The organism is Lysobacterales bacterium (genome assembly GCA_014946745.1).
In the GTDB taxonomy this organism is placed as follows: domain Bacteria; phylum Pseudomonadota; class Gammaproteobacteria; order Xanthomonadales; family Xanthomonadaceae; genus Aquimonas.
The window spans coordinates 120635-144413 of the sequence record JADCRD010000002.1; the positions used below are offsets into that span (position 1 = coordinate 120635).

The window sequence follows — 23779 nt, forward strand, 5'->3', positions numbered from 1 at the left end:
CTCAACACGCCCCCGCCCCACCTCAACGCCAAGCGCACACGCTCACGGCCAGAACAGCCACAGCAGCAGGCCGCCGAGCAGCAGACGGTAGATCACGAAGGGCTGCATGCCGATGCGGCGGATGAAGGCGAGGAAGTAGTGGATGCACAGATAGGCGGCGATCGCCGAACACACGGTGCCAAGTCCCAGCGCCTGCCAGTCCACCACCGCGCCGGGCTCGAACAGATCGAGCAGCTTGAGCAGGATCGCCAGCGCAGTGACCGGGATCGACAGCAGGAAGGAGAAGCGCGAAGCCGCTTCACGGCTCATCCCGAGGAACAGGCCTGCGGTCATGGTGATGCCCGAGCGCGAGGTGCCGGGAATCAGCGCCAGCGCCTGCGCGAAACCGATCACAGCGACGTCCTTCCAGCCCATCTGCTCGACCGTGCGCTCGCCGCGAAAGCGCCAGTCGGCCAAGCCCAGCAGCAGGCCGAAGAAGATCAGGCCGAAGGCCATCACCAGCGCGCCGACTTCCGGCGTGCGCAGGGTGGTCTCCACCACCGGCTTGAAGGCGAGCCCGGCCAGTCCCACGGGAATCGTACCCAGCGCCACCGACCAGCCGAGCCGCGCGTTCGCGCTCACGCCGCGCCCGGCAAAGCTGGCGGCAAGGTCACGCGCGATGTGCCAGAGGTCGGTGCGGAAGTACACGAGCACAGCGATCAGGCTGCCGAGATGCAGTGCGAGGTCGAAGGCCAGGCCCTGATCTTTCCAGCCGACGAAGATTGGCAGCAGGATCAGATGCGCCGAACTCGACACCGGCAGGAATTCGGTAAAGCCCTGCAGCAGGGCAAGGACGACGATCTCGATCAGGCTCATGGGCGCGCGGCACGGGGCGAAGCCACACAGGGTAGCCGGTACGACGAGGATTCAGTGGTCTCGATGCCCACAGGGTGGGTCTTGACCCACCGGAACTCGGCCTCACCACATCCTCGGCGCGTGTTGCCGCTGGGTCCACACAGGGCGATCCATGGACGGTCGCAGCGCTCAGCATCGGTGGGTCGAGACCCACCCTATGGGATTGAAGGACCGCGACCAGCGCGAAGCCCAGGGCCGCCCAGAACCCGCCCTATGCGCGCTTGAGCGCCGCGGCCTCGCGCGCCAGGGCTTCGATGCGCGCATAGTCGCCCGCGGCAAGCGCGGACTCCGGCGTCAGCCAGCTGCCGCCGACGGCACGGATATTGGGCAGGGCGAGGTACTTCGGCGCGTTGTCGAGGCTGATGCCGCCCGTCGCGCAGAAACTCAGCTGCGGCAATGGCCCGCCGAAGCCCTTCAGCGCGTTGACGCCACCCGCGGCCTCGGCCGGAAAGAACTTGAGCAGGCGGTAGCCCTCTTCGAACAGGGCCATGCACTCGCTGGCGGTGGCCGCGCCCGGCAGCCAGGGCAGCGCGTGCGCGCGCGCGGCGGCCAACAGCTTCGGGCTCGCCCCCGGCGACACGGCGAACTGCGCGCCGGCAGCCAGCGCTTCATCGAACTGTCGCGGCTCGATCACCGTGCCGACGCCGACCACCGCGCCTTCGACCTCGGCCGCAATCGCGCGCACCGCATCAAGCGCCACCGGCGTGCGCAGAGTCACCTCGATCGCGGGAATGCCGCCCGCCACCAGTGCGCGAGCAAGCTTTACCGCGTGTTCGATGTGATGCACCACCACCACCGGCACCACCGGGGCGAGATCCAGGATCGTGGCGAGGCGATGGGTGTGCGATTCGAGCAGGTTCATGGCGAGGGTTCCGGTAGACGCGCGGTCAGCGCGGGATCGAAGCGTTGGAAGGATGTGGCAGGCCGGGCGCTGCGTACAGCGGCCGTCGGCGGTGGAGTTCGCGCAGCGGGGTCGTAGCCGGAGTTCGCAGCGGCTGAAGCCGCAAAACCACCGCCCCTGGGGAGCGGATGTCGCGTGCCGATGTCGCCCGACGTGTTGGCGGAAGACTCGATGCGGGGCGCCAGCCGGGGAGCATCGGGATCAGGATGCGGCCCCGCAGATCCGATCGCGCTGGCGGCATCGAGGTGCGTCGTTGGGCCGCGCTGCGCTTGGCCCAACCTACCGGGCAGCCTGAGCGGCGTTGGCGTTGGCGTTGGCTTTGGACTTTGGCTTTGGCTTTGGCTGTGGCTCTTGCGGGCAGGAGCCCGCGCTCTTCCAAGGGGCCCCTGGGGAGCGGCGGGAGGCGGTCGATCCGCCCGCAGGGTTGGCCGCATGGATGCGGCCAAGGTTTTCGACAGGCCAGGGAGGGCCTGTCCGAAAACCCCGACCGACTCACGCGAACCCTCTGCGCACGGATGCGCAGAGGGCGCGGACGAGGGGTGGCCTTTCTTTTGGTTCCTTTTCTTGACTCCGGGCATCCTGCCCCCCGCCCCTTCGGGGCCGCCTTCGGCGTTCGCGCCGCTCCTGCGGCGCAGTGGCCACGCAAAGAAAAGGGACTCGGGCCGGCCGCACGCGGGAATGGCCATGGATGGCCATGCTTTGGGAGCGCGGAAGGACGGACCGAAAGCTCTTGCTCTTCGCTTCGAGCGACGAAGCGACCAAAGAAGACCGAGGCGAGTGTGGAGCTCATGGTGGGTCAAGACCCACCCTATGGCAGCAGCGAGGTCGGGCCGGCCGCACGCGGGAATGGCCATGGATGGCCATGCTTTGGGAGCGCGGAAGGACGGACCGAAAGCTCTTGCTCTTCGCTTCGAGCGACGAAGCGACGAAAGAAGACCGAGGCGAGTGTGGAGCTCATGGTGGGTCGAGACCCACCCTATGACAGCAGCGAGGTCGGGCCGGCCGCAGGACGGACCGAAAGATCTTGCGCTTCGCTCCAAACAACGCGAGCGCAGAACAAGACCGAGGCGAGCGTTGAGCTTATGGTGGGTCAAGACCCACCCTATGGGTCGCGCGCTCACGGCAGCGAATTGGCGCCGAGATCGGCGGCGCCGACCGTGGCGCGCATCGCCGCGAACAGCTCGCGACCGAAGCCGCTGTGGTAGTGGCTGAGGTCGGCCACGGCCGGCTCGCGGGCGGCGAATTCGGCGGGGTCGACGGCGACGTCGAGGCGACCGTTGACCGCATCGACGGTCACCACATCGCCATCGCGCAGACGTGCCAGGCCACCGCCCTTGGCGGCTTCGGGCGTGCAGTGGATCGCCGCCGGCACCTGGCCCGAGGCGCCCGACATGCGGCCGTCGGTGACCAGGGCCACGCGGAAGCCGCGCTTCTGCAGCACGGTGAGCAGCGGGGTCAGCTTGTGCAGCTCGGGCATGCCGTTGGCGGCCGGGCCCTGGAAGCGCAGCACCACGATCAGATCGCGCTCCAGCTCACCGCGCTCGAAAGCGGCCTTGACCTCGTCCTGCTCGTGGAAGATGCGCGCCGGCGCCTGCACCACCATGCGGTCGTCCTGCACCGCCGAGACCTTGATGACCGCGCGGCCCAGCGGGCCCTGCAGCAGACGCAGGCCACCGTCGGCGCGGAAGGGGCGATCGACCGGACGCAGCAGGCTCTCATCGCCGCTCGGCGCGGTCAGCGCTGTCCAGTGCAGGCGCTCGCCGTCGAGCTGCGGCACCTGCGCGTAGTCGGCGAGGCTGCCGCCCCACACGGTGCGTGCATTGAGGTGCAGCAGGCCAGCGCGGCCCAGCTCGCGGATGATGAAGCCCATGCCGCCGGCGGCGTGGAAATGGTTCACGTCGGCGCTGCCGTTCGGGTACACGCGCGCCAGCAGCGGCACCGCATGCGAGAGCGCATCGAAGTCGTCCCAGCTGAGCTGGATGCCGCCGGCCGCGGCCATCGCCACCAGGTGCAGCAGGTGATTGGTGCTGCCGCCGGTCGCGTGCAGTCCGGCGATGGCGTTGACGAAGCTGCGCTCGTCGATGACCTCGCCGATCGGACGGTAGTCGCCGGCGGCGTGGGTGATCGCAAAGATCTGCTCAATCGCGGCTTTAGTGAGCGCTTCCCGCAGCGGCGTGCCGGGGTTGACGAAGCTCGAACCGGGCAGGTGCAGGCCCATGATCTCCATGAACATCTGGTTCGAGTTGGCGGTGCCGTAGAAGGTGCAGGTGCCGGGGCTGTGGTAGCTCGCGGCCTCGGCTTCCAGCAGCTCCTCGCGCCCGGCCTTGCCCTCGGCGTAGAGCTGGCGCACGCGCGACTTCTCGCTGTTGGGCAGGCCCGAGGGCATCGGTCCCGCCGGAATGAACAGGGTCGGCAGATGCCCGTAGGCCAATGCCCCGATCAGCTGGCCCGGCACGATCTTGTCGCAGATGCCCAGACAGACCACGGCGTCGAACATGTCATGCGACAGCGCGATCGCGGTCGACAGCGCGATGACGTCGCGCGAGAACAGCGACAGCTCCATGCCGGCGCGGCCCTGGGTGACGCCATCGCACATCGCTGGCACGCCACCGGCCACCTGCGCGGTGTACCCCAGCTTGCGGGCGATGCCGCGGATCAGCTCCGGATAGCGCTCGTAGGGCTGATGCGCCGACAGCATGTCGTTGTAGGCGGTGACGATGCCTAGGTTCGGAATGACCCCGGAGCGCAGGCGGTCCTTGTCGGTGTCCGCGCAGGCGGCGAAGCCATGCGCGAGATTGCCGCAGGACAGTGCCCGTCGATGGGTGCTCTCCGCGCGTGCCCGACGAATGCGTTCGAGGTAGACCGCACGCGTCTCGCGGCTGCCGTCCTTAAACCTCTTATGCATGGACTAAAGGCGTCGGCGGCAGCGTCAGATGTGTATATGAGGCAGGAGGGGAGGGTGGCGGTGCTCATGGGGGGCTCCGGGTCAGACGAACACAGCAGCAGCGCCGCTGTTCACCCCTCTCCCCGTGGGAGAGGGGACGGGGGAGAGGGTTCGGTCGGAGCAGGCGCTCTGAGGCTCGCGGTGCAGGGCTTCAGAGAACTCGGCGATCGCTCGCAAGCGCGGGACGCGAGAGGACTTCCGGACCCTCTCCCCAACCCCTCTCCCACCGGGAGAGGGGCTCAAGCGAGAAAGCGTCGCGCGAGCAGCAGCTCCGCTGTTCACCCCTCTCCCACCGGGACAGGGGCTCAGGTGTCGAAGTTTCGCGTGAACGCCAGCTCCAACACATGCTGAAACAGCGATCTGCCTGGAAGGCTCGCGAATCCGGTGCGCCTGCTCAGCGAATCCCGAATCCCGAATCCCCCATCCCGGCTTCAAGCACACGTCCACACATCCACCGGCCGCTCACACGCCGCCAGCACCTTCGCGATCGGCAGCTTGCCGCGGGCCAGGGCCTCGCGCAGCACGGTCTGCTTGGCTGCGCCTTCGATGTGCAGATGCAGATGCTTTGCCGCCACCAGCGCCGGCAGGGTGAAGGTGATCCGCGGTTCGGGGGCGCCGGGTGCGTGCATGGGCAGCAGCATGCGCGTGCCCGCGGGATCGAGTGCCGCATCAAGCTGGTCGCCGCCGGGAAACAGCGAAGCGGTGTGGCCGTCATTGCCCATGCCGAGGATCAGCACATCGATCGGCAGTCGCGCTGCGAACTCGCGCTCCATCGCTGCAGCGCCGGTCTCAGGCGTCAGGCCGTCGCGCTGCAGCGGCACGAACCGTGCCGCGACCGCCGCGTTGACCAGGAGCTGCTCGCGCACCAGGCGCGCGTTCGAGCGTTCGTCGCTGGCCGGCACCCAGCGCTCGTCGGCGAGGGTGATCTCCACGGCGCGCCAGTCGATGGCGGCCTTCGACAGTTCAGCGAAGAATCGCTTGGGCGTGCTGCCGCCGCTGACCGCCAGCAGGGCGCGACCGCGCGCGCGTAGGGCGGCGTCAAGTTCGGTGGCGACGCGCTCAGCCAGGCCGCGGGCGAGTTCCGCGCCACCGGCGAACACGCGCTCACGCGGCTGCGGGATCAGCAGCGGCACATCGCGGGCACGCTCACTCGACATGGTCACTCCAGGTGCGGCCGTCGCGCTCGATCAGGGCGACCGCAGCGCTCGGGCCCCAGCTGCCGGCGGTGTAGGGCTTGGGCGCCTCGTCGCTGGCCGACCACGCGGCCAGGATCTGATCGGCCCACACCCAGGCGGCTTCGACTTCGTCGCGGCGCATGAACAGCATGGGATTGCCGCGCACCACGTCCATCAGCAGGCGTTCGTAGGCGTCGACATGGCGCAGGCCGCTGAAGGTTTCGGCAAAGCTCATGTCGAGCGGCACATGGCGCAAACGCAGGCCGCCGGGGCCGGGCACCTTGTTGGTCAGCCACAGGGTCACGCTCTCGTCGGGCTGCAGGCGCAGCACCAGGCGATTCGGGTGGATGGGCCCGGTGACCTCGCCGAAGATCGAATGCGGCACCGGGCGGAAGGTCACCACGATCTCGGAGACGCGCTCGGGCATGCGCTTGCCGGTGCGCAGGTAGAAGGGCACGCCGGCCCAGCGCCAGTTGGCGACTTCGGCCTTCAGCGCGACGAAGGTCTCGGTGCGCGAGCTGCCGCCCAGCTCATCGGGATAGCCCGGCACGGCCTGGCCGCAGACGGCACCGGCGCGGTACTGGCCGCGCACGCTCATCAGGCTGGCGTTGGCGGCAGTGATGGGCTTGAGCGCGCGCAGCACCTTCAGCTTCTCGTCGCGGATGGCGTCGGCCGAGAAACTGGCGGGCGGCTCCATCGCCACCAGACACAGCAGCTGCAGCAGATGGTTCTGGATCATGTCGCGCATCGCACCGGCGCGGTCGTAATAGGGCGCGCGGCCCTCCACGCCTACCGTTTCCGCGACGGTGATCTGCACGTGGTCGATGTGCTCGGCGCGCCAGATCGGCTCGAACAGCGCGTTGGCGAAGCGCAGCGCGGTGAGGTTCTGCACCGTCTCCTTGCCGAGGTAGTGATCGATGCGATAGGTCTGGCTTTCGTCGAAACAGTGGCCGACGGCGTCGTTGATCCGCGCCGCACTCGCCAAGTCAGTGCCGATCGGCTTCTCGATCACCACCCGCGAGGACGGCCCGTTCAAACCGCAGTCGCGCAGGCGCTCGCAGATCGGCACAAAGATGTCGGGCGCGGTGGCGAGATAAAACACGCGCACCCGCTCGCCGCCTTGCTGGATCAGCGCGGTGACCTCCTCCCAGCCGGCTTCCTTGCGCGCATCCAGGGCGCGGTACTGCAGCATCGGCAGAAAGCTGTCGAGCAGTTCGGGGCGGGCGGCGGGCTGCAGCCAGTCGCGTACTTTGGCGCGGTAGCCCGCATCGTCGAGGCCCTCGTCGCGGGCGACGCCGAGGATGCGGGTGCCGGGCATGATCTGACCGTCGGCGAAGCGATGCAGCAGGGCGGGCAGCAGCTTGCGCAGGGCGAGGTCGCCGGTACCGCCAAAGATGACCAGATCGAAGGGATCGGCGGGAACGATCGCCGGACTCATGCGCTACCTCGGATGGGCGGGGGGGTTCCGGTCTGCTGGTCCGAAGTCCATCGACATACCAATCAAGCCCGGTGGTCTGCGAATTTACCCCTTTCCAAGGCGCTTTCAAGGGGCTTATGCTGCGCCCGGTATCCTATTGGTCTTGTATACGTATGCATCGACTGATCGCCGAAATGCTTGCCCAGACGGACGTGGCGCCGATCGGCAGCCGCCCCTTGGCCTATATGCGGCTGCGCGAGGCCCTGCGCCGGCTCATTGAAAGCGGCCGGCTGGCGCCGGGCCAGGCCCTGCCGGGCGAGCGCGATCTGGCCGAGAGCCTGGAGCTGTCGCGGGTCACCGTGCGCCGGGCGATCAGCGGCCTGGTCAAGGACGGCCTGCTGGTGCAGCGGCAGGGCGCGGGCACCTTCATCGCCGACCGCATCGTCAAGGCGATCAGCAAGCTGTCGAGCTTCACCGACGACCTGCGCGCGCGCGGACTGCGCCCGCGCTCCAGTTTTCTCGAGCGCGAGACCGGTGAAGTGACGCCGGCCGAGGCGATGGCGCTCAACCTCTCGCCCGGCGCGCGCGTGGTGCGACTCACGCGCCTTCGTTATGCCGGCGACGAACCGCTGGCGATCGAGCGCAGCGCCGTGCCGCAGGAAATCCTGCGCGATCCGGAAATGGTGCAGGACTCGCTGTACGAGACGCTCGACCGTCTGGCCGGACGCCCGGTGCGCGCGCTGCAGCGCCTGCGCGCGATCGCGTTCACCGCTGAACAGGCGCGCCTGCTGCACCTGCTGCCCGGCACGCCGGGCCTGTACATCGAACGCCGCGGCTTCCTGCGCGACGGCCGCGTGGTCGAGTTCTCGCGCAGCTATTACCGCGGCGATGCCTACGACTTCGTGGCGGAGCTGCATAGCGAGTGAGCCGGGATTCGGGATTCGGGGTTTGGGGTTTGGGGTTTGGGGTTTGGGATTCGGGGTTTGGGGATTCGCAGAGCGGCCCGAGGCGAGCGCTTCGCGCCGCACCCGCACTTTGTAGGAGCCTGCTCGCAGGCGACCGCAGACTGCGCCCCGCCCATGGTCTGCGTGCGGGTCGCGGTCTGGGTCGCGAGCAAGCTCGCTCCTACAAACAGCCGGCAGGGTTGACCAGGCGCAGCGCGGCCCCACACCGCGCGCTCAAACCTCGGCGTTACCTGCAACCCCAGGATGTTGGGCAGCGCCTGCGGCTTGGCCCAACCTGCTAGCCGGCGATGTCCGCGCGCTCACGCCCTTGCCCTGCCCGCTACACTCCACGCCCATGTGTCTCCTCCCGCCCACGCCGCTGCGCCTCGTCTGCCTGGCTCTCGCGCTGTGGGCGGCGCTGTTCCCGGCGCTGGGTGCGTTCGCCTCGGCGCATGTGGCGGTGGATTCGCTGGGCATGGGCCTGCCGACGGCGCACTGGGCGATGGGCCATGAGGCCCACCACGCGCACGTCCATGCTGAGTCCCACCACGGCGAACACGCCGATAGCGGCTGGGACGGCTTCGCGCATCTCCTCGCGCATGAACTGAGCTGTTGCGCCCTGAGTTTGGCGCCCAGCCCGCGGCTGCCCTCGGCGCCCGCCGTGCTGGCGCCGGAAGCGCCCTGCCCCGCCGTCACTGCGCAGTCCGCGCCCCCTCGCCTCGACAGCCCGCTGCGCCCTCCGATCGGCTGAACCGGCGCAGGCTCGCTCCCTCGGCCGTGAGCTCTCGCTGAGGCACGCGCCGAGCCGCGCTCGCCCGCCCGCTGCTCCCAGGCCTGTCGCCGTCCACCGGCGACCCTGACCCCAGCCCTTTCGGAGACTCCCATGCGATGCCTTTGGACCGCGCTTGCGGTCGTTGCGGCGTGGCCGGCGCTGGCCGCGCCCGCTGCGTCTGAACTCAGCCTCGATGAGGCACTGAAACGCGTCATCCAGAACCACCCTGATCTGCGCGGCTACGCCGCACGCACGGCTGCGCTCGCTGCCGACATCGAACTCGCGGCGCAGACACCGGCGAGACGGCTGCAAGCCGAGCTGGAGAACGCGCCCGGCAGCGGTGAACTCGGCGGGTTCTCGGGCGCCGAACTCACGCTCAGTCTCGCCGGCGTGCTGGAGCGCGGCGGCAAGCGCGAGGCGCGGCGGGCACTCGCCTCCAGTCGGCTCGACGCGCTCGGCGCGCAGCGTGCGGCCAGCGAACTGGATCTGCTGGCCGAAGTCGCACGGCGCTATCTGGAGCTCGCCGAGTGGCAGGACCGCGCACCCCTGCTGCAGGCCGAGCGGGAGGCTCGACGCGAGCTTGTCCGCGCGGCACGCGCCCGCTTCGAGCGCGGCGCCGAGCCCGAAACAGCGGCGCTCGCGGCCGCCGCGGCGGAGGTCGAGATCGAGCTCGCGATCGAAGCACGCGCACAGGCCGAAGCCGCAGCTTGGCAGCGCCTCGCCCTGCTCTGGGGCGAGACCGCCGATGCGAGCCCTCCCGACCTCGCCAGCCTGCCCGCGCAGGCGCCTGCCCTGCCCTCACCCGCCGAGCTGCGCGAGCTTCTGCAGCGCACGCCCGAGCTGCGCGCCTTCGCCGACCAGCAGCGGCTGGCGGAAGCCCAACTTCAGCTCGCGCGCAGCGCTGCGAGCTTCGACCTCGACTGGCAGCTGGGACTGCGACGTCTGCAGGACGGGCGCGATACCGCACTCATTGCGGGCCTCTCGCTGCCGCTGGGCTCGGCGCGCCGCGCGCAGCCGGGCATCGCCGCCGCCGAGGCGGAGCTGGCCGCGCTCGACAGCGCGCGTGCCGCCGAGGCGCTGCGGCTGGAAGCCCTGGCCCTGGCCGCGCTCGATCTGGCCCAGCGCCACAGCGCACGCGCAGAGGGCCTGCAACAGCGCGTACTGCCGGCCCAGCAGCGCGCTGCCGACAGCGCGGCCCGGGCCTATCGCAGCGGTGCGCTGTCCTGGCTGGAGTGGGCCAGCCTGCAGAACGCCGTGCTCGCCACCCGCATGGAGCTGCTCGCCGCGCGCGCCGATGCGCAGCGCGCCCTGATCGAACTGCAGCGTCTGACCGCCGAGCCCTTCGGCGCCGGCGCGCACACCGGAGACGCCCGATGATCCGCCCCGCACGCAACACCCTGCTGCTCGTCCTGCTGACGCTGGGCCTCGCCGCCTGCGGCGAGCACGCGCACGAGGATGAGCACGGCCATGGCCATGACGAGCACGGCCACGAAGACCACGCCGACGAAGCGCCCAAGGGTCCGAACGGCGGCCGTCTCCACGAGGACAACGGCCTCTCGGTGGAACTCAAGATCGAGGAAGACGGCCAGCCGCCGCGCTATGCCGCCTGGGTCAGGCTGGACGGCCAGCCGGTGCCGCCCGCCAGCGCCGAGGTCAGCGTGCAGCTCGAACGCCTGGGCGGCCAGGTCGACACCCACACGCTGAGGCCGCAGAACGATCGTCTGGTCGGCAGCGACGTGGTCGGCGAGCCGCACAGCTTCGTGGTCACCCTGCGTGCGGAAGCCGCAGACCGCCGCGCCGAATGGCGCTACGAGAGCTTCGAGGGCCGCACGCGCATCGCGCAGGCCGCGGCCGATGAGATCGGCATTCGCGTTGAAGCCGTAGGCAGCGGACGCATCGAACAGCGCCTGCGCGCGCAGGGTCGGGTCGTGCTGCCGGCCAGCGCGCAGGCGGCGGTGTCGGCACGCTTCCCCGGCCTGATCCGCAGCCTGCGCGCAGACATTGGCGAGCGCGTCAGCGCCGGCCAGGTGCTGGCCGAGATCGAGAGCAATGCCAGCCTCGGCCGCTACTCGGTGAGCAGTCCGATCGACGGCGTTGTGCTGGAGCGCGCGGCCGCGCTCGGCGGTATGGCCGGCGAGTCACCGCTGTTGGTGATCGGTCGGCTGGAGGCGCTCGTCGTCGACCTGCCGGTGTTCGGCGCGGAAGCGCTGGCGCTCACGCCCGGCACGCCGGTGCGGCTGACGCGCCTGATCGATGGCCGCGAAATCGAGGCCCCGCTGCAGGCTGTGCTGCCGCAGGCCGATGCGGTCAGCCAGGGCCTGATCGCGCGCGCGCGTCTGCCGGTCGATGACGGCCAGTGGCGGCCGGGCATGGCGGTCGAGGCCTCGCTGCTGCTCAGCGCCGACCAAGTGCCGCTGCGCCTGCCGCTGTCGGCCCTGCAGCGCTTCCGCGACTGGCAGGTGGCCTTCCTCCGCGTTGGCGAGGAATACGAGATCCGTCCGCTCGAACTCGGCCGCAGCGACGGCGACTGGGTCGAGGTGCTCGAAGGCTTGAAGACGGGCGACGAAGTCGTGGTCGAGCAGAGCTTTCTGATCAAGGCGGACATCGAGAAGTCCGGCGCCGGCCACGACCACTGAGGGAGCACCGACCATGCTGGATTCATTGATCCACGCCGCCATCCGGCAGCGCTGGGCGGTGCTGGCCGCGGTGCTGGCGCTGGCCGCCTTCGGCGCCTGGCAGCTGCGCCAGCTGCCGATCGACGCCGTGCCCGACATCACCAATGTGCAGGTGCAGATCAACACGGAGGCGCCGGGCTACGCGCCGCTGGAGACCGAGCAGCGCATCAGCTATCCGCTTGAGACCGCGCTGGCCGGCCTGGCGCAGCTCGACTACACGCGCTCGCTGTCGCGCTACGGCCTGTCGCAGGTCACCGTGGTGTTCGAGGACGGCACGGACATCTACTGGGCGCGCCAGCAGATCGCCGAACGCCTGCAGGAAGTGCGCGGCCAGCTGCCACCGGGGCTGGAGCCTGCGATGGGCCCGATCGCCACCGGCCTCGGCGAGATCTACCTGTACACGGTCGAGGCCGACCCGGACGCCCGCAAGCCCGACGGCAGCGCGTACACGCCCACCGACCTGCGCGGCGTGCAGGACTGGATCGTGCGCCCGCAGCTGCGCGGCGTGCCCGGTGTGGTCGAGATCAACACCATCGGCGGCCATGCGCGCGAGCTGCAGGTGGCGCCCGATCTGGCGCAGCTGCAGGCCGTGGGCCTGGACCTGCAGGATCTGGTCGAAGCCATCGAAGCTGGCAACGCCAATGTCGGCGCCGGCTACATCGAGCGCTTTGGCGAGCAGGTGCTGGTGCGCGTGCCCGGCCAGCTGCAGGACATCGAAGCGCTGGAGGCGCTGGTGGTGGCAAGCCGCGGCGATGCGCTGATCCGCCTGCGCGATGTCGCCCGCGTGCAGGAAGGCCTGGAGCTGCGCAGCGGTGCGGCCACCGAGAACGGCCGCGAGGTCGTATTGGGCACCGTCTTCATGCGCATCGGCGCCAACAGCCGCGAGGTGGCGCGCGCGGTCGATGCGCGCGTGGCGGAGATCCGCGCCTCGTTGCCGCCGGGCGTGCGCCTGGTCACCGCCTACGACCGCACCGCCCTGGTCGATCGCACCGTGCGCACGGTGGCGACTTCGCTGGCCGAAGGCGCCCTGCTGGTGATCGCCGTGCTGTTCCTGCTGCTGGGCAATCTGCGCGCGGCCCTGATCACCGCGGCGGTGATTCCGCTGAGTTTCCTGATGACCGCGATCGGCATGCGCCAGGCCGGCGTGTCGGGGAATCTGATGAGCCTCGGCGCGCTCGACTTCGGCCTGATCGTCGATGGCGCGGTGATCATCATCGAGAACGCCCTGCGTCGTTTCGGCGATGAACAGCAGCGCCTCGGCCGTCTGCTGTCGGCGCGCGAACGCTATGCGCTGGCGGCCGAGGCGACCACCGAGGTGATTCGCCCGGCGCTGTTCGGCGTCGGCATCATCACCGCGGTCTACCTGCCGATCTTTGCGCTTGAAGGCGTGGAAGGAAAGATGTTCCACCCGATGGCGATGACCGTTGTACTGGCGCTGACCGCGGCCATGCTGCTGTCGCTCACCTTCGTGCCGGCGATGATCGCGGTGGCCTTGAGCGGCCGCGTGCAGGCGCACGAGAGCCGGGTGATGTCCGTGGCCACGCGCGCCTACCGGCCGGCGCTGCGCCGCGCGCTTGGCGCCCGCCTGCCGGTGGTGGCCGTGGCCGCGCTGCTGGTGCTGGGCGCGGGCTTCGCCGCCAGCCGCATGGGCAGCGAGTTCATGCCCAGTCTCGATGAGGGTGACTTCGCCCTGCACGCCATGCGCATCCCCGGCACCTCGCTGAGCCAGGCCATCCACATGCAGGGTCAGCTGGAAGCGCGCATTTCTCGATTGCCCGAGGTCGAGCGCGTGATCGGCAAGATCGGCACGGCCGAAGTCGCCACCGACCCGATGCCGCCCTCGGTCGCCGACATCTACGTGCTGATGAAGCCGCGCCGCGACTGGCCCCAGCCGCGCAAGCCGCGCGCGCAGTTCATCGCCGAGCTGCAGGCGGTGCTGGACCACGTGCCCGGCAACAACTACGAGATCACCCAGCCGATCCAGATGCGCTTCAACGAACTGATCTCGGGCGTGCGCGCCGACCTCGCGGTCAAGGTCTATGGCGATGATCTGGACACGCTGGCGAACCTGGGCGAAGCGATCCGCGCGGTGGTGGAAAACAGCCCCGGCGCGCAGGACGTGGCCGTCGAGCAGACCACCGGCCTGCCCATGCTGCAGATCGCGCCCGACCGCGAGGCGCTGGCCCGCGCCGGCCTACGCGTGGCCGACCTGCAGGACGCGATCCGCATGGCCATCGGCGGCGTCGAGGCCGGGCTGTACTACGAGGGCGATCGCCGGGTGCCGATTGTCGTTCGCCTCGACGAAGCGCAGCGCGCGGATCTGGCGCGACTGGGCGCGCTGCCGATCCTGCTGCCCGCGCAGGCTGAGGGCCTGCCGCGCAGCCTGCCGCTCGCCGAGCTGGCCGAGCTGCGCATCGAGACCGGCCCCAACCAGATCCACCGCGAGAACGGCAAGCGCCGGGTGGTGGTGACCGCCAACATCCGCGGCCGCGACCTCGGCGGCTTCGTCGAGGACCTGCGCGGGCGGATCCGCCGCGACGTCGAACTTCCGCCGGGCTACTGGATCGGCTACGGCGGCAGCTTCGAGAAGCTGATCAGCGCCTCACAGCGGCTGTCGATCGTGGTGCCGCTGACGCTCGCGCTGATCCTCGGCCTGCTGCTGCTGGCCTTGCGCTCGGGCCGCGACGCGCTGGTGGTGTTTTCGGGCGTGCCGCTGGCGCTGACCGGCGGCGTGGCGGCGCTGCTGCTGCGCGGCCTGCCGCTGTCGGTCTCGGCCGGCGTCGGCTTCATCGCGCTCTCCGGCATCGCGGTGCTGAACGGGCTGGTGATGCTGAGCTTCATCCGCCAGCTGCGCGCAGAAGGCTTGAGCCTGGATGCCGCCATCGAACAGGGCGCGCTGACCCGCCTGCGGCCGGTGCTGATGACCGCGCTGGTAGCGAGCCTGGGATTTGTGCCGATGGCGCTGGCGGTGGGCGCAGGCGCCGAAGTGCAGCGCCCGCTGGCGACGGTGGTGATCGGCGGCGTGCTGAGCTCGACCCTGCTGACCCTGCTGGTGCTGCCGGCGCTGTATCGCCTCGTGCACCGGCGGCAGGAGGAGGTGCCGCGCTGAGGCGCTATACCTCGCCGCAGGAATCACCGCCGCGATGTGGGGGCACGCCCGCGGCGTGTCCCAACCTACCCTGCCGCCCGGGTCTCGCAGGTCGAGGCGAGCGCAGCCCCGTCGGTTGGGCCAAGCGCAGCGCGGCCCAACATCGCACGGCCAAACCTCGACGAGACCTGCAAGGCCACGCCCAACACCGCACGCCCAAGCCTCGATGAAACCTGCAACGCCGCGCCGTTGGGCCGCACCTTCGGCTTGGCCCAACCTACAAAAGCACGACGCCCCGCAGGTTGGGCCAAGCGCAGCGCGCGCTCCGGTCGCTGCCCGCATTCCGCCACAAGCGCTCCCTGTCGCCGCCCGCTGGCGGGCGCAGCCTGTGTTCCGACGCAGCCCGCGTCGCCCACCGCATACGAGCCCGCCATGAAGCGCAGCCTTGCCCTCGCCCTCCTCCACTCCAGCCTGGCGCTGAGCGCGCTGGGGCTGCTGGCCTCCCCCACCCATGCGCAGACGGCGCGCAAGGACTGCGAAGCGCTGAAGTCCGAGATCGCTGCGCGCATCGAGGCCAATGGCGTGCAGCATTACCAGCTGCAGATCGTCGAGCCGAACGCCACGGACGTCGGCCGCATCGTCGGCAGCTGCAACGGCGGCACCGCGCGGATCGCCTACCAGCGCGGCACGCCGCCGAGCGAGCCGGAGGCCGCAGCACCGGTCGCCGCCACTCCGGTCAGCGCGGCGGATGCCCTGCACGTGGGCCCGCCCGCGCCGCTGGAGACGCTCGCCCAGCACGAGATGTAGTCGATGTCCTTGGGGCGGCGGCGGTCTCCCGGCCGCCACCCGCCCGGGCCAGGGACGGCCCTCCTTTTCGCTTACGCCCCCGAAGCCGCCAGCCGTGCACGCCTACGGGTGAGGAAGTCGATGACCTTTAGTGACGCCGGCTGGGCCACCAGGTACAGACAGGGGATCAGCACCAGGGTCAGCAGCATCGAGCTCATCAGGCCGCCGACCACGGCGACCGCCAGCGGCTGCATCAGCAGGCCACCGGCGTCGAGGCCCATCGCCAGCGGCAGCATGCCGACCACGGTGGTCAGCGTGGTCATCAGGATCGGCCGCAGGCGCACCGCACCGGCTTCGATCACCGCCTCCTCGTCTGCCAGACCGCGCGCGCGACCCTGTTCGATGTATTCGACCAGCAGGATGGCGTTGTTCACCACGATGCCGATCAGCAGCACCGCGCCCAGGAACACCGGCGCCGACAGCGGCGTGTCGCTCACCCACAGCGCCAGCAGCGCGCCACCCAGCGCGAGCGGCGCTGCCGTCATGATCACCAGCGGATTGGTCAGCTGCTCGTACTGCACGATCATCACCACCAGCACCAGGAACACGGCCAGCACGATCACCGTGTTCATCTCGCGCTCGGTCTCCTGCACGGTCTCGAACTGGCCGCCGAGCGCCACGCCGTACTGCTCGGGCATCTCGATCGTCGCCAGCCGGCGCTGGACCTCGGACAGGATGCTGCCGACGTCGTTCTCCGCCGTATTGAAGGCGCCGACGATGCGCTGAATGCGCAGCTGGTTCTCGCGGCCGATCTCGGCCGGGCCCTCGCCGAGCGTGAAGTTCGCCACCTGCCGCGCCTGGATGGGCCCGTTGGCGCCGTTGGCGACGATCACTTCGCCCAGGCGGTCGAGGTTCTCGACCTCTTCGCGCGGCAGGCGCACGCGCACGTCGTATTCGTTGACGCCGGTGCTGTAGCGGGTCGGCACGGTGCCGGTCACGGCCTGGCGCAGGGCCTGGGCCACCGCGCGCACGTCCAGCCCGAGCGCGGCGGCGCGCTCGCGATCGACCTCGATCTGCAGGGCCGGCGTGCGGTCCTCGTCGTCCATCTCGACGGCATCGAGGCCCGGCACGTCCTCGATCGCGCGGATGATCTCGCGGGCCAGCGTCTGCAGGGTCGGCAGATCCTCGCCCAGCACCTTCAGCTCCATGTCGTTGCCCGACAGGCCGAAGTTGAGCCCGCGGATACCGTTGCTGCGCACCGCGATGTCGGCGCCGGCGATGTCGAGCGCGCTGACCTTGCGCTGCGCCTCGCGCGCCCAGCGGCCGATTGGCCAGTCCGGACGCAGGCGGGCATCTTCCAGCTGGATCGAGAGCCAGCCGCGGCCGGCGCGCTCGGACACCGTGCCGCCCCAGACGTTGCCGCCGGACACGGTGAACACGCTGCTCACATGCGGCAGCGCGCGGATCGCGGCTTCCACTTCGCGGGTCGCGCGGTCGGTCTGCTCGGGCGTGGTGCCGGCCGGCAGGGCCAGACGCACGTTCAGGCTGCCGTCGTCGAGCTGGGGCAGGAACTCGCTGCCCAGCCGCGAGCCCAGCGGCAGCGCCGCGAGCACGCTGGCGAAGGTGAGCACGAGCACCCAGACGCGGCGCGGCAGCAGCGCGCGCAGCAGGTTTCGATACCCCTCGGTGACCGCGTGCATGAAGCGGCTGAAGGCCAGGTACGGCAGGCTGCGGTCGAAGCCAGAGGAAAAGCGCAGCTTGGCCATCTGCGCGGCCAGCATCGGCACCAGGGTCAGCGCCACGGCGAGCGAGGCGATGACTGCGAACGAGATCGTCACCAGCAGCTCGCGGAACACCAGCGTCGCAAGGCCGGTAATCAGCAGGAAGGGCAGCACTGCGGCGAGGTTGGTGAGGGTGCCGGCGGTCACTGCCGAGATCACCTCGTCCGCGCCTGCGTGCGCGGCCTGCTGCGGGTCTTCCCTGAGCTGGCTGCGGTGGCGCTCGATGTTCTCCAGCATGACGATGGCGTTGTCCAGCAGCAGGCCCACGCCCAGCGCCAGCCCGCCGAGGCTCATCACGTTGAGGCTCAAGCCGGCGCCGCCCATCAGCGCGAAGGTCGCCATGATCGCCAGCGGGATCGACAGCCCGATCACCACGCTGCCGCGCACGCTGCCGAGGAAGAACAGCACCACCAGCATCGCCAGCACGCCGCCCATGATCGCCGCTGACGCGACCGACTCCACCGACCCACGCACGAAGTAGGCGCCGTCGCGGGTGGTGCTGAAGACGATGTCGTCGGGGATGAAGCCCGAGGCGCGCAGCGAGTCCATCCGCGCCTGCACTTCGTCCACCACCTGCACGGTGTTGGCATCGGGCTGCTTGAACACCGACAGCTGGGTGGCGGCCTCGCCGTTCAGGCGCACGAACACGCGCTGCTCGCGGAAGCCGTCGCGCACTTCGGCGACTTCATCGAGGCGAATGCGGCGGTCGCTGTTGGGGATCTGCAGCAGTACGGCGGCGATGTCCTCGGCCGACCTGAAGCGGCCTTCGGTGCGCGCACGCACGTCCAGGCTGCTGCTGGTGATGTTGCCGGCCGAGACGTTCTGGTTCTCGGCGGCGAGCTGGGCCGAGACATCGGCCAGGCTCAGGCCGTAGGCGCGCAGGCGCTGCTGGTCGACCACCACTTCGAGCTCGCGCTCCTGGCCGCCGACGCTGAGCACGCCGGACACGCCGGGAATCGACTGCAGCTGCGGCGCGAGCCGGTTGTCGAGCCAGTCGCGCACTTCGCGCGCGCTGCGCCGGTCCGACGAGAAGCCCGCCTCGAACACCGCCTGCGCGCCAGGGTCGAACTTCGACAGGCGCGGCGGCTCGATGTCGTCCGGCAGTTGCCCGCGCGCGCGCTCGACCAGACGCGCGGCGTCCTGCAGGGCGAGATCGAGATCGGTGCCGTAGCGGAACAGCAGACTGACGTCGGTGCTGCCCTCTTCGGCCTCGCTGGCCATCAGGGTCAGGCCCTCGGTGGACGCGAGCTGGCGCTCCAGCGGGCGGGTGATCTGCTCCTCCATCACCTCGGGCGCCACGCCGGGGTAGGACACATCGACTCGGATCAGCGGGTAGACCACCTCGGGCAAGAGATCGACCGGCAAACGGCCGATGAAGAACAGGCCCAGCACCAGCACCACGCTGGTGATCGCGGCGGTGCCGATCGGGCGTCGAATGGCGGCGTGAGTGAGGCCACGGTAGCGGCGCGCGGCCTTGGCGCGGATCGAGCCCTCGCCGCTCATGCCTCGTCTCCCACGGTTTCGACCACGCGCACGCGGTCGCCGGCGGCGAGGTCGAGCGGGCTGGTGGCGACGATGCGCTCGCCCGCTTCGAGGCCTGCCGTGATCTCGCGCCACTCGCCGCGCACCACGCCGGTCTCCACTTCGCGACGGGCCAAGAGGCCTTCGCCGTCGATCACCATCACGAAGCTCTGCTCGCCGAGGCCTACTGCCGCCGCAGGCACGGCCAGCACGTCGCTGCGCGCCTCGATGGCGAAGCGCGCGCGCGCCAGAAAGCCGGGGCGCACGCCGCGCGCATGCGCCTGCGGCAGTTCAAGTTCGACCGTGACCAGCCGGCTGGTCGGATCGGCCGCGGGAAACACGCGGCGCACGCGGGCTTCAACGGTCTCGCCGGCGAGCGCGTCGACCGTCACCTCGACCTCGCCGCCCGGCGCGATGCGCGCGGCATCCAGCTCGGACACGCCGACCCGCAGCACCAGCTGATCCAGATCGGCCAGCTCGAAGGCCGGCGCCAGCCGCCCCACCGCCGCGCCCGGCTCGATCAGACGATCAATCACGTAGCTGTCGATACTGGCCTCGATGCGACCGAACTCGACGCGGGTGCGCCAGAGCTCCACGTCGCTTTCGGCGACTTCGAGCGCCGAGCGCGCGCTCAGCACGCTGGCGGCATCGACGAAGCTGCGGCCGCGCAGGGCGTCCAGCCGCTCGAAGTTGGCGCGCGCCTCGCGCAGCGCGGCCTCGGCCCGGTTGAGCTCGGCCTGCTGCTCGCTGACGTCGATGCGCGCCAGCAGCTGGCCGGCGCGTACGCGGTCGCCGGCCTCCACAGCGACCTCGGCGACCACGCCGTCGGTGCGCGCGGCCAGCTGGATGCTGCGCAGCGGTTCGACCGTGCCGGCCACCAGCACGCTGCGGCCCAGGGTGCGCGGGGCCAGGGTGTAGGCGCGTACCGGACGGCCGGGTTCTGCAGCTTCGTCGGATGCCGGCGTCTGTGCCGCAGCCGTAGGGGTCGGGGCCTGGCCGCAGGCGCTCAACGCCAGCGCGCAGAACAGACAGACAGGCCAAGCGCGCCGCAGGCGCAGCGGAAGAGGAGTGAGCGTAGACATACGTAAAGGGTCGGCTGGGGCGTGTGGTCGAAGCGCGAAAGCGCCAGCCGCATACGCAGCGGGGCGACGTTTCCGTCGCCCCGCTGCTCAACTCTTGAGTTTGTGTCTGGTACACCCTGGGACGCTCACACGCACCCGATGGCGCAGCGCTCACTCAGTCGCGCGGCCGCCATTGCAGGCCGATGAACAAGCCGCGACCATCGCCCGGCAGCAGATAGGCGCCGTCGCGTCCACGCGCATCGGCGACCACACCCGTGCTGGCCACGAAGCTGCGATCCGTGACGTTTCGGAGGTCGGCAAACAGCTGCCAGGAAGCGCCCAGCTCAAGCCCGGCGCGCAAATGGAACACGGTGTAGCCGGGGGCGGCGAGCGTATTGGCGTGGTCGATGAAGCTGCGCTGCGGCGACCACTCGATGCCCGGCGTCAGGCTAAAGCGGGCGCTGGGCGCCCAGCGCAGCTGCGCGCGCAGCAGCTGGGGCGGAACGCCGGCGAGATCGTTGTCGCCGTACACCGCGTCGTTCTGGAAGCGGAAGTCGTTGTACAGATAGCTCGCATCGAAGCGAAGAGCTTCGACGAACTGCCAGGCCAGCCCGAACTCGAGGCCCTGATGCAGGGTGCGCTCGGCGTTGATCGTACCCAGCGGATTGCCGGCCGCATCATTCAGCGCCAGCAGCTCGTCGCGCAGACGCGCGCGATAGGCCGCCGCATCGATCTGCAGAGTTTCGCTGCGGTGGCGCAGTCCCAGCTCCAGCGTGCGGCCGCGCTGCTGATCCACCTGGGTGATGCCGGGGCCGCCCGCCAGCTCACCGAAGCTCGGCGGCTCACGGCTGTCGCTCAGGTTGCCGAACAGCGTGGTGCGCTCGGTGGCGGCGAAGCGCAGGCCGAGCTTGGGGCTGCTGCCGGAATAGCGCGTCAGGAAGCTGCGGTTGACGCCGCCCGCGCGGAACAGGTCGCTGAAATCGCGGCTCGCGCGCAGCGCCTGCACGCCCGTGGCCAGCGTGAAGCGCTCGGCGAACTGCCACTGGTTCTCGATGAACAGCTCGCGATTCTCGGCGAGCTGGTCGCTCTGCCCGGTGCGGTTGCCGCGTCGCCCGCCCAGATTCTGGAAGCGGTCATCGCGGGTATCGCCGCGCGAGTAGCCAAGGCCCGCCACCAGCACATTGGGCTGGCCTGCGAGCCTGCCCTCCATGCGCCAACGCAGGTCGACGCCGCGGTCGCGGCTGTCCTGCAGCAGCGCCTGGAAAATCGGGTGGTCGAGCTGCTTGTCGCTGTAGAAGGCCGAGAACTGCAGACGCTGGCTGTCGCTAGGCTGCCAGGCCAGCACGCCGGACAGGCGCGACAGCTCGAAATCGCGACGCTGGTCCAGCGCGATGCTGCCCGGGTTGGCCTGCGCAGGATCGGCGGCGAACTGGGCGAAGGTCAGGGAGCCCGGCAGCGCTGAGCGCGTGTGCACATGGGCCAGGTAGAGCCGGCTCTCGAGCGCATCGGAGGCACGCCAGCCGAGGTTGCCAAACGCGCGATAGGTCTCCTGCTCGGCATTGTCGCGAAAGCCATCCTGGACGAAGCCTGAGAGACTCATCACGCCGTCGAGCCGCGCGCCGGCTGCGCCCAAGGAGGCCTGGCTGCGCTGGTAGCCGAAACTGCCCAGCTCAAGCCGGGCCTGGGTCGCGCCAAGGTCGTGACCAGTCGGCGAGACGAAGTTGATGGCACCGCCCAGCGTGGCCGCGCCGTACTCCAGCGCGTTGGCGCCGCGATAGACCTCGATGTAGCGCGCGGCCAGCGGCTCCAGCGACTGCATGTCGAAGCCGCCGTCGGCGAGGTTGATCGGCACGCCATCCTGCAGCACGCGCAGGCCGCGGCCGTGGAAGGTGCGCTGCAGGCCCGAGCCGCGGATCGACACGCGCGCTTCCTCGGCGCCGAAGCGCGACTGCACGAATACGCCCGGTGCGAGGCCCAAGGCATCGGTGAGCGTGCTCACACGGCCGCTGCGGTAGGCCTCCCCGTCGACGATGCCGACGCCGCCCGCGCGCTCCTCGATGCGCAGCCGCGCCGCCTCAAGCGGCAGCGGCGCATACGCGCCCGGCGCACGCTCGCGCACTTCAAGGCGATCCAGCGTGCGCGCGTCCTCGCGCGCGGGCGCTGCCGCCTGCGCCGTGCTGGCAAGCAGCGCGCCGATCAGCAGGGGCAGCGGACGCAGGGCGGAAACAGAGACAGCAGCGGACATCAGACACCTCGGGGTGAAGGAGAAGAAGCAGAGCCAGAACGACGCGGGCGACGCAGACGAATCCACAAACCCAGGCCTGCCACGCCGAGCGCGAGCAGCAGCCACAGGGCCTGCAGGGCGTCACGGCCGAAGCGGCCCAGCGGCGCGGACAACGGGTTCCATTTGTGGAGCCAGGCGAAGGTCCACGCCTCGAAGCGGGTCGCGCCAGCGGCACGATCGATCTGCACGGCGGTCAGCGGATCGAAGCTCAGCAGATCGCCGCTGGTCGGCTCACGAATCTGCCAGGCCGGCAGCCGCCGGTTGCGGAAGTCGTAGTCGGGATCGAAGCCGAACAGCGGGCGTCCTGCGTCTGCCTTGGCCATGTGCAGCGCGGCGGCAGACGCACCCAGCTCCGTCAAGCTGAGACCACGCGCGCTGCCATCCAGCGCGAGACCTTCGAGCGCACTCGTAGCGGGCGCAGCCGGGCCATGGTGCGCGGCAGCTGCCACCGTGGGCGCCACTGCCGAGGCCTGCCAAACCAGCCACAGCGCGCCGTTCGCTCCGGGTCGCAGCGCTGCGGCCTGCAGCGCGGCCGGCAGAGTGACCGCTGCGGCCTCACGCGCGGCCGCCGTCTGCAGCGGCGGCGGCAGGCGCAGCTCGGAGGCGCGCAGGGCCGGTGCGAACCAGGCGTGCAGCAGGCCGCTGCCCGCCATCAGCAGCACCGGCAGCAGGACGATCCAGCCGAGCCGGCGATGCCAGCGCCGCACCGGCTGGGCACCACCGCGTTGCCGTGCCAGCAGCAGGCCGGTCACGGCCATGATCAGCACGCTCAGCATCGCCAACCCGCTGAGCACGCGCTGGGCCAGCGGCAGGGCATCCAGAAAGGCCAGGGTGTGCAGCTGCCGGAACGCGGTCTGCATCGCGCGCTTGCGCGGATCGACATAGCCCGTCAGCACGCCGGTCTCGGTGTGCACGTAGGCCACTTGTTGTTCAGGCCCTGAATACTCCAGCCGCCACACCGGCAGCAGACGGTTGACTGCGGGATAGTCCGCATCGAACTCGGTGATGAGACGCGGCGGTGCGGCAAGCGCACTTCGGCCGGTGTAGTGCTCGCCCAGCCACTGCGCCTGTCCGGCATCGGTGAGTGACGCTGGGCTACCGTCCAGCTGCAGGTAGCGGCGCTGCAGGCTGTGCGGTGCGGTGATCTGCCACAGAGGGCCGGCGGCCGAGGGCACCACGCGCGCCAAACCGGCGCCCTCAAGCTGAGGGAGCAGCGCCGGCAGACCCTGCGCCAGCGCGGCACCGTCGATCGCCAGCGGCGGCGGCATGAAGGCCTGCGGCCGCGGGCCGAGCACACCCATCAAGGGATGCAGCAGGCCCGAACCCACCCAGACGAACAGGCTCAGCGCCGCCAGCCACAGGCAGAGCCGATGCAGGCGACGAACCTTGGGGACTGCCGCGGGGCGAGCGTTCGTAGCGGCGTTGAGGCTGGGGGGCGAAGCCATGGGCGCATGCCTGTCTGGGGCAACCGCAGCGCACAGGGCCGGAAAACGACGCCACGATGAGCCTGCGATCGGGGCGCGGAGTTTAGGAAGC

The 23779-nt window shown here is 70.3% G+C and carries 15 protein-coding genes; 6 read left to right on the plus strand and 9 right to left on the minus strand.

All coding sequences use genetic code 11. From position 1 onward, the window contains the following. Positions 1-42: 42 nt before the first annotated feature. The 5 genes from H4O13_12840 to zwf form a co-directional block, all read right to left on the minus strand. A complete protein-coding gene (locus H4O13_12840) occupies positions 43-855 on the minus strand; it encodes an undecaprenyl-diphosphate phosphatase (GenBank protein ID MBE5316272.1) in 813 nt (270 codons plus the stop codon). A 250-nt stretch (positions 856-1105) separates the two neighbouring features. Beyond that, positions 1106-1756 carry a bifunctional 4-hydroxy-2-oxoglutarate aldolase/2-dehydro-3-deoxy-phosphogluconate aldolase gene (gene eda, locus H4O13_12845; GenBank protein MBE5316273.1) on the minus strand — a complete coding sequence of 217 codons (651 nt, stop codon included), beginning with the start codon at positions 1754-1756 and terminating at the stop codon, positions 1106-1108. 1156 nt (positions 1757-2912) lie between these two features. After that, entirely contained in the window at positions 2913-4700 is a 1788-nt protein-coding gene (locus H4O13_12850; GenBank protein ID MBE5316274.1) for a phosphogluconate dehydratase, read from the minus strand. 470 nt (positions 4701-5170) lie between these two features. Further along, on the minus strand, positions 5171-5896 hold the full coding sequence (pgl, locus tag H4O13_12855; GenBank protein MBE5316275.1) for a 6-phosphogluconolactonase: 726 nt from the start codon (positions 5894-5896) through the stop codon (positions 5171-5173). Beyond that, positions 5886-7352, minus strand: coding sequence for a glucose-6-phosphate dehydrogenase (gene zwf / locus H4O13_12860; protein MBE5316276.1), 1467 nt, complete (start codon positions 7350-7352; stop codon positions 5886-5888). Before zwf ends, pgl begins: the two co-directional genes overlap by 11 nt. Before the next feature lie 152 nt (positions 7353-7504). Between zwf and H4O13_12865 the strand changes: the two genes are divergently transcribed. The 6 genes from H4O13_12865 (at position 7505) to H4O13_12890 (ending at position 15617) form a co-directional block, all read left to right on the plus strand. After that, the gene (locus H4O13_12865; GenBank protein ID MBE5316277.1) at positions 7505-8257 is read left to right on the plus strand and encodes a GntR family transcriptional regulator; all 753 of its coding nucleotides are present in this window, start codon (positions 7505-7507) and stop codon (positions 8255-8257) included. Positions 8258-8630: 373 nt separating this feature from the next. Then, entirely contained in the window at positions 8631-9026 is a 396-nt protein-coding gene (locus H4O13_12870) for a hypothetical protein (GenBank protein MBE5316278.1), read from the plus strand. 132 nt (positions 9027-9158) lie between these two features. Then, positions 9159-10424 carry a TolC family protein gene (locus tag H4O13_12875; GenBank protein MBE5316279.1) on the plus strand — a complete coding sequence of 422 codons (1266 nt, stop codon included), beginning with the start codon at positions 9159-9161 and terminating at the stop codon, positions 10422-10424. Continuing rightward, positions 10421-11683 carry an efflux RND transporter periplasmic adaptor subunit gene (locus H4O13_12880; GenBank protein MBE5316280.1) on the plus strand — a complete coding sequence of 421 codons (1263 nt, stop codon included), beginning with the start codon at positions 10421-10423 and terminating at the stop codon, positions 11681-11683. Before H4O13_12875 ends, H4O13_12880 begins: the two co-directional genes overlap by 4 nt. 13 nt (positions 11684-11696) lie before the next feature. After that, entirely contained in the window at positions 11697-14831 is a 3135-nt protein-coding gene (locus H4O13_12885) for a CusA/CzcA family heavy metal efflux RND transporter (GenBank protein MBE5316281.1), read from the plus strand. A gap of 411 nt (positions 14832-15242) precedes the next feature. Continuing rightward, positions 15243-15617: a DUF1161 domain-containing protein gene (locus tag H4O13_12890; GenBank protein MBE5316282.1), complete on the plus strand. Its 375-nt coding sequence runs from the start codon at positions 15243-15245 to the stop codon at positions 15615-15617. A 71-nt stretch (positions 15618-15688) separates the two neighbouring features. Here the strand turns inward: H4O13_12890 and H4O13_12895 are convergent, their stop codons facing one another. The 4 genes from H4O13_12895 to H4O13_12910 form a co-directional block, all read right to left on the minus strand. Then, positions 15689-18880, minus strand: coding sequence for an efflux RND transporter permease subunit (locus H4O13_12895; GenBank protein ID MBE5316283.1), 3192 nt, complete (start codon positions 18878-18880; stop codon positions 15689-15691). Beyond that, positions 18877-19980, minus strand: coding sequence for an efflux RND transporter periplasmic adaptor subunit (locus H4O13_12900; protein MBE5316284.1), 1104 nt, complete (start codon positions 19978-19980; stop codon positions 18877-18879). Before H4O13_12900 ends, H4O13_12895 begins: the two co-directional genes overlap by 4 nt. Before the next feature lie 154 nt (positions 19981-20134). Then, positions 20135-22204, minus strand: a complete 2070-nt coding sequence (locus tag H4O13_12905; GenBank protein ID MBE5316285.1) for a TonB-dependent receptor — start codon at positions 22202-22204, stop codon at positions 20135-20137. After that, positions 22204-23688 (minus strand): PepSY domain-containing protein, encoded by a 1485-nt coding sequence (locus H4O13_12910; protein ID MBE5316286.1) that lies wholly within the window; start codon positions 23686-23688, stop codon positions 22204-22206. Before H4O13_12910 ends, H4O13_12905 begins: the two co-directional genes overlap by 1 nt. Between the last annotated feature and the right edge of the window lie 91 nt (positions 23689-23779).